Origin of the sequence: Demequina gelatinilytica (genome assembly GCF_000971115.1) — a bacterium.
GTDB lineage: Bacteria > Actinomycetota > Actinomycetes > Actinomycetales > Demequinaceae > Demequina > Demequina gelatinilytica.
This window is the reverse complement of sequence record NZ_BBLV01000015.1, coordinates 54,913-67,696: the sequence shown is the minus strand read 5'-3', so window position 1 is coordinate 67,696 and position 12,784 is coordinate 54,913. Positions and strand designations below refer to the sequence as shown.

Here is a 12,784-nt window from a genome sequence, read left to right as displayed (position 1 = left end):
AAGGACTGGGTGAATAACAGGTTCTTCGTCTTCTCAGTGGCACTGAGCGCCGATACCTTGCGACTGCGCCGGGTGATGCCGCGCGCCTACGTTCGTCAAGGAGAGAACATGAATCGACCCGCGTCGCGGGTGCTGACCCTGGGGGCTACCGGTGCTGCCGGCCTCCTCGTGGCAGCGCTCGCCGTTCCCGCTCAGGCCGTTGAGACCATCGAGGAGGCCGTCGAGGTCCAGGTCCTGGGCATCAACGACTTCCACGGGCGCATCCTGCCCGACACGTACAACGGTGTCGCGGGGGCGGCCTCGCTCGCGACGGCGGTCGCCGACCTCGAGTCGGAGTACCCCAACACCGTCTTCGCGGCGGCGGGCGACCTCATCGGCGCCTCGACGTTCGAGAGCTTCATCGCGAAGGACAAGCCGACCATCGACGCGCTCAACGCGATGGGCCTCGACGTCTCCGCGGTGGGCAACCACGAGTTCGACCAGGGCTACGAGGACCTGGTCGACCGGGTCATGGCGGCCTACGACGAGGAGACGAACCCGTACGGCGGTGCGACCTGGGAGTACCTGGGCGCGAATGTCCGCTTCGTGGACACGGGCGACCCGGCGCTTCCGGAGACCTGGATCCAGGACTTCGACGGCGTCGAGGTGGGCTTCATCGGCGCGGTGACGGAGGAGACCCCGTCGCTCGTCTCGCCCGACGGCGTGTCGATGCTCGAGTTCGAGGACGAGGCCGTCGCGGCCAACCGCTCGGCGGAGGTCCTCGAGGAGGAGGGCGCGGACGTCATCGTGCTGCTGGTGCACGAGGGCGCGCCGACCACCGCCTATGCCGACGCGGTCGACACCTCGAACAACTTCGGGCAGATGCTCGCCGACCTGGACCCGAGCATCGACGCGGTCATCTCCGGCCACACCCACATGGCCTACGACCACAAGGTCCCGGTCCAGGAGTGGATCGACGAGGGCCGCGCGGTCACCGAGCGCCCCGTGGTCTCCGCCGGCCAGTACGGCATGAACCTCAACCGCTTGATCTTCACCGTCGGCGCCGACAGCGGCTCGATCGCGGACGTCGAGACGAGCATCGTCGACCTGGTCGAGTCCGGCGCCTCCTCCCCGGTGTGGGCGGCGGACCCGGACGTCGCGGCGATCGTGTCCGCGGCGCAGTCCAACGCTGACGTGCTCGGCGCCGAGGTGCTCGGCGAGATGGACCAGCCGCTCTACCGCGCGACCACGGCGTCCGGCACGTCCGGTTCGAGCCGCGGCGGCGAGTCGACGCTGGGCAACGCCGTGGCCGAGGTCCAGCGCTGGGCGACCGAGGGCCTGGGCGCGCAGATCGCGTTCATGAACCCGGGCGGCCTGCGCGCCGACATGATCGGCGCCGAGGGCGACGGCACGGGCGAGATCACGTACAAGGCGGCGGCCGGCGTGCAGCCGTTCGCGAACACCCTGGTGACCATGACGCTGACGGGCGAGCAGCTCGCCGCGGTCCTCGAGGAGCAGTGGCAGCCCTCCGGATCGTCGCGTCCGTTCCTGCGCCTGGGCGTCTCGGAGGGCTTCGAGTACACCTACGACGCGACCGCCGCGGAGGGCGAGCGCATCCTCCAGATGTGGCTTGACGGCGTGCTCATCGAGCCCGCCGACACCTTCACGGTGACCATGAACTCGTTCCTCGCGGCCGGCGGTGACAACTTCACCACGTTCGCCGAGGGCACGGATGTGGCCGACTCGGGCCGCATCGACCTCGCCGCGATGGTCGACTACCTCGCCGACAACGGCTCGCTGGGCACGGACTACGCGCAGCACGCCATCGGTCTGCAGGGCCTCGACTCGTTCGACGTCACCGCCGGCGAGGAGCTGTCGTTCGACCTCACGTCGCTGATGTTCACCGGCGCGAGCGACCTCACGGACGACAACGTCGTGGTGAGCCTCGACGGCGACGCGCTCGGCACCTTCCCGGTGACCAACACGGCGCCGACCGACATCCTCGACGAGCACGGCACCGCGTCCGTGGCCGTCACCATCCCCGAGGGCCTCGTGGGCGAGCAGCTGCTCGAGATCGAGGGCGACGTCACGGGTACCTCGTTCGCCGTCGCGATCGACGTGGCGTCCCCGGAGCCGGTGGCGTTCGAGTCGGCACCCAAGCCGGTCATCGAGGGAGCGGCCCAGTTCGGCAGCACGCTGACCGCCGACCTGGGCGCGTGGGAGCCCACCCCGGCGACCTACACCTACCAGTGGCTGCGCAACGGCGAGCCGATCTCGGGTGCGACCCACCCGACGTACCGCATCCGCAAGTCCGACATGGGCAAGCGCGTCACCGTCAAGGTGACCGCCTCGCTCGAGGGCTACGTCACCACCACGGTCAAGGCGACCCCGGTCAAGGTCCTCAAGGAATGGGACACCCCCGCCCGTCCGCACATCGCGGGCACGGTCGAGCCCAAGACGACCATCACCGCGCCGAAGCCGATGTTCCGCCCACGTCCGGACGAGCTCACCTACCAGTGGCTCCGTGACGGCAAGCCGATCAAGGGCGCGACGGACAGCACCTACACCCCGCGCTTCTGGGACCAGGGCCACCTCATCAAGGTGCGCATCACCGCGGAGAAGGACGGCTACGTCACCGACTCGGTGAGCTCGTGGCCGCGGCTGGTGAAGTAGCACCAGGGCGCTGACGCGACGGGGCCGGGCCGCATGGCCCGGCCCCGTTCGCCGTCCCGGGCGGATGCCGCGCGGGGTGCCCGGGACACAGGGGGGCGACGATGCGCAAGAATGGCCCGGTGACCTCCTTCGCCGACCGCCACATCGGACCCGACGCCCATGCCGTGGAGACCATGCTCGAGGCCGTCGGGCATGCCTCGCTGGACTCGCTCGTGGATGCGGCGGTGCCCGCGTCGATCCGGCGCGACGACGTGCTGGTGCTGCCCGAGCCGCGCACCGAGACGGAGGTCCTCGCGGACCTCCGCGAGCTGGCGGGACGCAACCGCGTCCAGGTGTCGATGATCGGCCAGGGCTATCACGACACGATCACCCCCATGGTGATCCAGCGCAACGTCCTGGAGAACCCGGCCTGGTACACGGCCTACACGCCGTACCAGGCGGAGATCTCCCAGGGGCGGCTGGAGGCGATGCTCAACTTCCAGACGATGATCGCGGACCTCACCGCGCTGCCGGTCGCGGGCGCGTCGCTGCTCGACGAGGCCACTGCGGTGTCCGAGGCGATGCTGCTGATGCGGCGCGCGGTCCGCGGCAAGGACGGCGGGCGGATCGTGCTCGACGCCGAGTGCCTGCCGCAGACGCTCGAGGTGGTGCGCGCCCAGGCCGAGGCGATCGGGCTCCCGCTCGACGTGCAGGAGCTCGGCGAGGGCTGGGAGGCCCCCGAGGACCTGGTCGGCCTGGTGATCCAGCAGCCCGGCCGCACCGGCGTGGTGCGGGAGATCGCACCGCTCATCGAGTCCGCGCACGCCGCGGGCGCGCTCGTCACGGTCGCGGCGGACCTGCTGTCGCTGTGCGTGATCAAGGCGCCCGGCGAGCTGGGCGCGGACATCGCGGTCGGCTCGGCCCAGCGCTTCGGCGTGCCGCTGTTCTTCGGCGGCCCGCATGCCGCGTACATCTCGGTCCGTGAGGGCCTCGAGCGCCAGCTCCCCGGACGCCTGGTGGGCGTGAGCGTCGATGCGGACGGCGACCCCGCGTACCGCCTCGCGCTCCAGACCCGCGAGCAGCACATCCGGCGCGACAAGGCGACCTCCAACATCTGCACCGCGCAGGCGCTGCTCGCGGTGATCGCGAGCTTCTACGCGGTGTACCACGGGCCGGAGGGGCTGCGTGAGATCGCGCTGCGCGTCCACACCATGGCCGCGACCCTCGCGGATGCGTTGCGCGCCCGCGGCGTCGCGATCCGCCACGAGCACTTCTTCGACACGGTCGTGATCGAGGTCCCCCGCGGAGCCGACTCGGTGATCGCGCGCATCGCCGCGCGCGACATCAACGTGCACCGCCTCGACGGCGATGCGGTCGCGATCGCGTGCGACGAGAAGACCACGCCCGAGATCCTCACCGCGCTCGTCGAGGCCATCCTCGACCGCCGTGCGAACTGGCCCGTCTACACCGGACCGTCGGTCACCATCCCGGTGGGGCTGCGCCGGACGTCGGAGTACCTCGCGCACCCGATCTTCCACGCGCACCGGTCCGAGACCTCGCTCATGCGCTACATGCGGCGGCTCGCCGACCGCGACCTCGCGCTCGACCGCACGATGATCCCGCTCGGCTCGTGCACCATGAAGCTCAACGCCGCCGTGGAGATGGCGGCCGTCAGCTGGCCCGAGTTCGCCCAGATCCACCCGTTCGCCCCCGCGGATCAGACGGCGGGCTACCGCGAGATGATCGCTCAGCTCGAGGAGCAGCTCGCGGAGATCACGGGCTACGCGGCCGTCTCGGTGCAGCCGAACGCCGGCTCGCGCGGCGAGTACGCGGGCCTGCTCGCGATCCGCGGGTACCACCGCTCGCGTGGCGACCTCGATCGCGACGTGTGCCTCATCCCCGCCTCCGCCCACGGCACCAACGCCGCGTCCGCGGTGCTCGCGGGCATGCGCGTCGTGGTGGTCGCGACCGCCGAGGACGGCGAGGTCGACCTCGAGGACCTGCGCACCAAGCTCACGGCCCACGAGGGCCGGGTGAGCTGCATCATGATCACCTACCCGTCGACCCACGGCGTGTTCGAGGAGCACGTGGGCGAGGTCTGCGCGGCGGTGCACGAGGCGGGTGGCCAGGTCTACATCGACGGCGCCAACCTCAACGCCCTCGTGGGGCTCGCCAAGCCCGGGCGGTTCGGCGGCGACGTCTCGCATCTCAACCTCCACAAGACCTTCTGCATCCCCCATGGCGGCGGCGGCCCCGGCGTGGGCCCCGTGGCGGTGGCCTCGCACCTGGTGCCCTTCCTGCCGCGGTCGCTCGCACCCGTGCAGTCGCCGTCGGAGCTCCAGCGCGAGGGCGCGGCCGTCTCCGCGGCGCCGTACGGCTCGGCGGGCATCCTGCCGATCTCCTGGGCCTACATCGCGCTCATGGGCCACGAGGGCCTGCGGCGCGCGACGGAGACCGCCGTCCTGGCCGCGAACTACGTCGCCACGCGCCTCGAGCCGCACTACCCGGTGCTGTTCCGTGGCCCCGGCGGCCTCGTGGCGCACGAGTGCATCCTGGACGTGCGTCCGCTCACCAAGGCGACGGGCGTGACCGCGGAGGACATCGCGAAGCGCCTCATCGACTTCGGCATCCACGCCCCGACCATGTCCTTCCCCGTCGCGGGCACGCTCATGGTCGAGCCCACGGAGTCCGAGGACCTCGCGGAGATCGACCGCTTCATCGACGCCATGATCGTGATCCGCGAGGAGATCGCCGCGATCGAGCGCGGCGACATCGCCGCGGCCGACTCGGCGCTGCGCCACGCGCCCCACACGGTCGCCATGGTGGCCTCGGACACGTGGGACCGCGCGTATCCGCGCGAGCAGGCCGCGTTCCCCGTGCCGTCGCTGCGCGTCGACAAGTACTGGGCGCCGGTGCGCCGCATCGACAACGCCCATGGCGATCGCAACCTGGTGTGCGCCTGCCCGCCGCTCGAGGAGTACGAGGGCTGAGCCGCCCGCCTCGCCGAGGCGACCGCGCGGCGAGGTGCTGGGCGGTATGCGAGCCTTGCGCCGCTACCCTGGCGTCATGAACCCGTCGCACCCTCGTCGTCGCCCGCGCGCCGGGTCCGGAGGGTCATGACGCGTCCGCCCCTCCAGCCGCCGGTGCTCCCCGGCTACTCGCATGTGCGCCCGCTCGGCCAGGGCGGTTTCGCGGATGTGTTCCTGTACCAGCAGGACATGCCGCGCCGGCAGGTGGCGGTCAAGGTGCTCCACGCGCGGATCCGCGACACCGCGGTGCGGGCGCTGGGGGTCGAGGCGGACGTGATGGCGGCGCTGAGCGCGCATCCGTCGATCCTCACGCTGCACGAGGCCTCGGTGTCCGCGGACGGACGGCCCTACATGGTGGTCGAGTACTGCCCGGGCTCGCTCGCCAACCGCTACCGCGCCGAGCGGATCCCGGTCCCCGACGTCCTCGCGGTGGGGATCCAGATCGCGTCCGCGGTCGAGGCGGCCCACCGCATCGGCATGCTGCACCGCGACATCAAGCCTTCGAACATCCTGGTGACGCAGTTCGGGCATCCCGTGCTGTCCGACTTCGGCGTCGCGACGGCGGTGATGGCCGGCGATGCGGACGATGTCGCGATGAGCCCGCCGTGGAGCGCGCCCGAGGTGGTGGACCGCATGAGCTCGGGCACCGTCGCCTCCGACGTGTGGTCGCTCGCGGCCACCGTCTACACGCTGCTCGCCCAGCACAGCCCGTTCGACGAGGCGGACCGGCGCCTGTCCCAGGAGGACCTCAAGGCGCGCATCGTGAAGGCCCGCTACCGCGACGTCGGTCGGGACGACGTCCCCGCCTCGCTCGATGCGGCCCTGGCCGGCGGCATGCGCAAGGACCCGGGCGACCGTTACCGCAGCGCGCTCGCGTTCGGGCAGGCGCTCCAGGCGGTCCAGCGCGAGCTCGACCTCCCGGTGACGCCGCTCGAGGTCCCCACGGAGGCGTGGGCCCACGCCTCCCGGGTGACGGTCGACGACGGCCCGCGCGGCCCCAAGCGCTCCCACGTGCCGATCGCGCAGCGTCGACGCCCCGTGCAGGCGACCGGCACGCTCACGCGCCAGCCGCACGCGACGCCGCGCACCCTGGTCGCCTGGGTGGTGGGTGCGGCCGCCGCCGCGACCGTCACCACCGTGCTCGTGATGACGCTGGCGGGCGGCGGGTGACCGACGTCGGCCGCGCCACCGCCGCGCGACGCCGCAGGACGATGCGCATCGTCACGGGCGTCGCGCTGGTCGCGGCCGCCGTGGGCGTCGCCTTGGCGCCCGGCTTCGACGAGCGCGAGGCCGATGCGATCGATCCGACCGTCTGGGCGCTCCAGACGGCGTCGGGGGAGCGCTACGCGCGGGTCAACACCGCGCTCGCGGAGGTCGACACGGTCAAGGAGGTCGATGCGCCCAACGACATCCTCCAGTACCGCGACCGCCTGCTGGTGCTCTCGTCCGGCCTCACCCGTGCGATCGCGCTCGAGGCGGGCCGGCCCCGTGACCTCGACGCCGCTGCCGAGGGCGCGGTGGAGACGCCGGCGGGGACCACCGCGGTCGTCTCGGAGGGCGATGCCGTCGCATACCTCGCGGCCGACGGCGACGTCCTGGTCGGCCGGATCTCCGACGACACGGTGCTGTCGCCGCGCGAGGTCACGCTCGCGAGCGGCGACGGGCTGCGCGCCGTCGCCATCGCCGTGACGGCGGACGGCGACCTTGCCGCCTACTCCCCCGCCCACGGAGGCGTGGTGCGCGCCGGCCTCGACGGACGCGTGGACGGCATCGACGCGGTCGACGGCGCTCCCGAGGACGCGACGTACCAGGTGTCCTTCGCCGGCGACGACTGGGTGCTGCTCGAGCCCGGATCGGGCGAGCTGTGGCGCGAGTCGATCGACGGAGCGATCGCGACGGGCACCGACGCCGATGCGCGCCTCCAGCACCCGTCGGGGTCCGCCGACGTCGCGATCGCGGACGGCTCGGGGCTGGTGATGGTGCAGGCCGACGGCGGCGCTGCGACGCGGGTCTTCGGGTCCTCCGCCGCGGCGGGCGCGCCGGCCGCGCCCGCCGAGCTCGACGGCGTCGTCTACGCCGCATGGCTGCCGGCCGGCGGAGGCTCGGGGACCCTGTGGAGCTCCGCGGGGCCGACCATCGCGCTCGACTACGCGGACGGCACCCTCGGGGAGCGGCGCGAGCCCGCGCTGCGGTCGAACGGCTCGCGCATGGTGCTCAACGAGGTGCGCAGCGGCTGGGTCTGGGACGTCCCGTCGGGCACGCTCGTCGCCTCGTCGCAGGACTGGGACCCCGAGGACCCGGCGACCACCACCGAGGAGGATCAGCAGCAGGCGACCGAGGTGCGCGACCCGCGGCCGCCGGTGGCCGAGGACGATGCGCTCGGGGTGCGGGCCGGCCGGCAGGTCCGGCTCCCGGTGCTGCTCAACGACCACGATCCGAACGGGGACCTCCTCACCGTCGACGCCGCATCGCTCACCCAGCCCGCCGAGGACTTCGCGAGCATCGCGATCGGTGACGACGGCCAGTCGCTCGTCGCGACCGTCGCCCCCGGCGCGACCGGCACCGCGACCTTCTCCTACGCGGTCTCCGACGGCTCCGGACCCGAGGGCGTCTCGCCTGCGGCGGAGGTCACCCTGACCGTGTCCGCGTCCGAGTCCGCACCCGAGTGGTGCGGGACGGAGGGATGCCTCGCACCGTGGCCGGCGCCGCGCCTCGAGTCCGGCGGCACCGTGACGGTCGACGTGCTCGAGGGCTGGGTGGATCCGGACGGCGACCCCGTGTACCTCGCCGCCGCCGCATCGTCCGACCCCGACGTCGCGGTCGCCGCGGCACCGGACGGCACCGTGGTGGTGCGCCACGGCGGCGACTCGAGCCTCGTGGAGGTCGAGGTCACGGTCGCGGACTCGCGCGGGATGACGGCGACGCGCACTCTCGGCGTCAGCGTGGTGACCTCGCCGCGCCTCAGCGTCGATCCGCTCGCGGTGGCGTCGCTCCAGGGTGTGCGTACTCTCATCGACCTCACGGGCCATGTCACCGGCGGCGCGGGAGCGCCGCTCGTGACGGAGGCGAGCGTGGATCCCGCGGACGCCGCGACGGTCGAGGTCGCGCCCGATGCCTCGGGCGTGCTCTTCGCGGCGGAGGAGCCGGGGACCTACACCGTGCAGCTCACCGTGGTGGACGGCGCGCTCCAGGCCCGGGGCACCGCGCGCGTCACGGTGCTCGCGCCGGAGGACGAGGCGCTCGCGACCGTCCCCCTCACGGCCTTCGTGCGACCGCATGAGGACGTGACGGTCGACGTGCTCGACGCCGTCACCAACCCGGGCGGCCGCGTGCTCCTGCTCTCCGACGCCTCCGTCGACCCCACGGACGGCGCGCGCGTCGAGGCCTCGATCGTCGGTCACGGCGCGCTGCGCCTGTCGGGGACCACCGGCGACGGCGAGCCGGGGGTCCTCGGCGTGGTGTCCTACACGGTGTCCGACGGCTCGGGCCGCGCGGCGATGACGGTGCGCGGCGAGATCACGGTGATGCTGCTCGACGGCTCGGTGCCGGCCCCGCCGCTCGCGACGGACGATGCGATCACCGTCCGGGCGGGCGGCCAGGTGGACGTGCGGGTGCTCGGGAACGACGTGGCGGGCGCCGGCGCGGTGGTCGCGCTCGATCCGGGCTCGGTGGCCGCGCCCGAGGGCGACGGCCTGGCCTTCGCCGCGGGGCCTCTTGTACGCATCCTCGCCCCGGACACCCCCGGCACCTATCGGATCCCCTACGCCTCCTACGTGCTCGGCTACCCGTCGCAGCGGGACACCGCGACCGTGGTCGTGACGGTGACGGACGGGCTGGACAACGCCGCTCCCACGCCCGAGGACATGGCCGGGCGGGCATCGTCCGGCGAAGAGGTCCGGCTCACGTTCGACGGCACCGGGACCGACCCCGACGGCGACGAGGTCCGGCTCGACGCCGTCGTCACGCAGCCGACCAGCGGCGCGGCGCGCGTGAGCGCGGACGGCACGTCGCTCGTGTACACCTCCGTCGCGGGCTTCGCGGGTCAGGACGCGTTCGAGTTCCGTGTGGTCGACGCCCGCGGGCGCTCCGCGACGGCGACGGCGCGCATCGGGGTGGTCGCGGTGGAGGCGGACCCGGCTCCCGTCACGTACTCGGACCTGGTCCAGGTGCAGGCGGGCACGGGCCGGCGCGTGGTGGTCCAGCCGCTCGCGAACGACATCGACCTCACGGGTGGAGAGCTCGAGCTGGTGGGCGTGCGGCCCGACGCGGTCGAGGGTACGCAGGAGCACTCGTCGCTCGAGGCGCTCCTGGGGGATGCCGGTGCGCTCGAGGCGTCGCTGGCGGACGGCCTGGTGTCGTTCGAGGTGCCCGAGGACGTGGGCACCTACGCGTTCCTCTACACCGCGCGCAACGCGACGGGCTCGCTGTCCCAGGGGCGCATCGTCCTCAAGGCGGTGCGCGAGCCCGTGGTGGACGTGCCGATCGTCGCGGACACCGTGCTCTCCCTCGAGGACCGGGACACCTTCCCCGACGGCGTCGATGTCCTCGACGGCACCGTCGCGTGGGCGAGCGGCGACGCGCCCACGCTGTCGCTGTCGCTGTGGCGCGACGAGCAGGACCTCACGGTCGACGGGGCGCGCATCGCCGGCCCCCTGCCGGACCAGACGCGGATCATCCCCTTCCGCGTCGACGGCGAGGACTTCTCGGGCGAGCCCACCACGGGCTACGGCTTCCTCCGGGTGCTCGGCGGCCAGGATCTGCGCCTCGCGCTGCGCGAGGACGCGCGCATCCAGGTCGACGAGGACGGGCAGACCACGGTCGACGTCATCCCGCTGCTCGCGGCACCCACCGGCACCGCGATCGAGGTGGACGCGACCCAGATCGCGGCGGGCGGCGCGCGTGAGGCCGGCCGCTGCGTGAGCGCGGGCGGCACCACGGTCCGGTACGAGGCGGGCCGCGGCGCGCCGTACACCGACGCGTGCCTCATCGCGGTCCGGCTCGAGGGTCAGGACTCGTGGACGATCCTTCCCGTGCCGGTGACGGTGGTGCCCACCGACCCCGTCCCCAGCCTGGTGAGCGCCTCGCTCGAGCTCTCGCCCGGGCGGTCCGCACGGTTCGACCTGGGCGACATGGTGCGGTGGCCTGACGGCGCACCGGCGTCGACGGTCGACGTCGACGCCACCTACTCGGGCCAGCTGTTCCGCGTGACGCGCGACGGCGCAAGCCTGACCATCACGGCCGAGGACTCCGCGGCGCCGGGACGCGCCGAGTCGGTCACGGTGTCGCTGCCGGACCACCCGGAGGTTCAGCCCCGGGTCCTGTCGCTGGTGGTGGGGCCGGCCCCGTCCGAGCTCCCCAAGGGTGGATCGGTGGTGCAGCGATGCTCCCAGGCCCAGGGCGACGGCTGCACCATCACCGTGATCGGTGGCGCGGGAGAGGTCAACCCCCTGCCCGGCACCCCGCTCGAGGTCGTGGACGTCACCGGAGCCGACGACTGCCCCGACGTGACGTTCGCCGTCACCTCCGGCGGCGCGGTGCGCGCGAGCTGGGCGCCCGAGGCCGCGGGAGGTGCGTGCGACGCCGTCTTCCGCGTCCGCGACGCACAGGGCCGCGTGAGCAGCGGAGAGCGCGTCGGCACCATCTCGCTCGACCTCCAGGGGTATCCCCGCTCCGCATCGCGCGTGGTCCAGAGCGACTACGGCGACGGCACGGCGACGCTCGCGGTCACCCCGGGCCCCGCGGCCGGCGCGTATCCGGCGCTGCAGGGCTTCGACATCGTGTCGAACGGCTCGACCGTCGCGACGTGCACCCCGCAAGGCGTGTGCACGCCGGTCACGGGGCTCGCCAACGGCTCCAAGGCGACGTACACCGCGCTCGCGGTCAACGCCGTGGGGCGCGCACGCTCGGGGCCGAGCGTGCAGGCGTGGGCGTACGCCGCCCCCGCGCAGCCGCGGCTCGTCTCGTGGCAGCCCGCGGTCACCTCGGGCGACGGCGGCAGGATCGACATCGTGCTCGACGTCGCGGACACCTCGACCAGCGCGGTGAGGATCGTGGCGGGCGACTCCGAGCAGACCGTCGCGGTCACCGGCGGGCAGCAGCGGCTCGACGGGATCGCGATCGGCTCCAACGCACCGATCGCGGTGACCATCGAGCCGCTGACCGGGCTCGACCTGCCGCCGACGGGCGAGCCCGACGCCGCGGGCGAGTCGTTGAGCTTCACCGCGAACGGCATCGGCCGGCCCACCATCACCGCGGCCACCCACGCGTACACGCCGGGCGACGCGGACGCGACCATCACCGCGACCGTCACCACGGGCGGCGCGGGCTCGACCACGTGGGTGGGCCGCATGACCGGTGGACGCTGCGTGGACATGGTCGAGGCGGGCGGAGGCACCGCGTCCCTCACGGTCGCGGTCGACGGCAACACCGCGAACACGGTCACGGTGTGCGCCGAGAGCCGCGCGGACGACCGCACCTTCGGGGAGGCCGCGACGGTCGACGTGGTGTTCGCCGCCTTCCAGGATCCCGGCGCGCCCGTGCTCCAGCGCGGGTACCGCGTCGCCTCGTCCTGCGTGGGTGGCGGGACCAGCTGCACCACGGCGCTCACGGGCCAGCCGCAATGGCAGCCCGCGCCGGGCCTCGAAGTCTGGTACCGCGGCTCCGACGGCACCACCTCGCGCACCTTCGCGGACGTCCTGGTCGCCGGCCGCGACGTGTCCGTGGTCGCGTACTACTGCGTCGACTTCGGCGGCGGTCAGCGAACGTGCTCGACGCAGACCACGCCCGTCACGCCGGAGTCCGGCGCGTCCTACCGACCGACCGTGACGTTCGCGGCGTGCGCGGTGGGAACCACGCCGCGCCCCACGTACGGTGGCACCGCGGGAGACTTCGCGGCGACCGTGTTCATGCTCGACGCCGACGGCGCGGTCACCGATGACGCAACCCTCATGCGCACCGCGCTCGTGACCGTCGCCTTCCAGGGTGATCTCGCGGGCATCGGGGACTGGACCAGCGCCGCCGTGACCTGCACCGGCGCCCCTCCCGAGACCACCCCCGAACCCACCCCCGACCCGACGGTGACGCCATGACGGCGCGCGCCACGCATCGGCCCCGAGCGGGTCGTC

General features: G+C 73.3%; 4 protein-coding genes. All 4 read left to right on the top strand.

Annotated features, from left to right (window positions below):
- Positions 1–108: 108 nt before the first annotated feature.
- A complete protein-coding gene (locus AOM00_RS12285; protein WP_062518064.1) occupies positions 109–2,652 on the top strand; it encodes a 5'-nucleotidase C-terminal domain-containing protein in 2,544 nt (847 codons plus the stop codon).
- Positions 2,653–2,753: 101 nt separating this feature from the next.
- Positions 2,754–5,621: an aminomethyl-transferring glycine dehydrogenase gene (gcvP, locus tag AOM00_RS12280; RefSeq protein WP_062518063.1), complete on the top strand. Its 2,868-nt coding sequence runs from the start codon at positions 2,754–2,756 to the stop codon at positions 5,619–5,621.
- A 126-nt stretch (positions 5,622–5,747) separates the two neighbouring features.
- Positions 5,748–6,830 (top strand): serine/threonine-protein kinase, encoded by a 1,083-nt coding sequence (locus tag AOM00_RS12275; RefSeq protein ID WP_062518062.1) that lies wholly within the window; start codon positions 5,748–5,750, stop codon positions 6,828–6,830.
- Positions 6,827–12,748, top strand: coding sequence for an Ig-like domain-containing protein (locus AOM00_RS12270; RefSeq protein ID WP_062518061.1), 5,922 nt, complete (start codon positions 6,827–6,829; stop codon positions 12,746–12,748). Before AOM00_RS12275 ends, AOM00_RS12270 begins: the two co-directional genes overlap by 4 nt.
- Positions 12,749–12,784 lie beyond the last annotated feature (36 nt).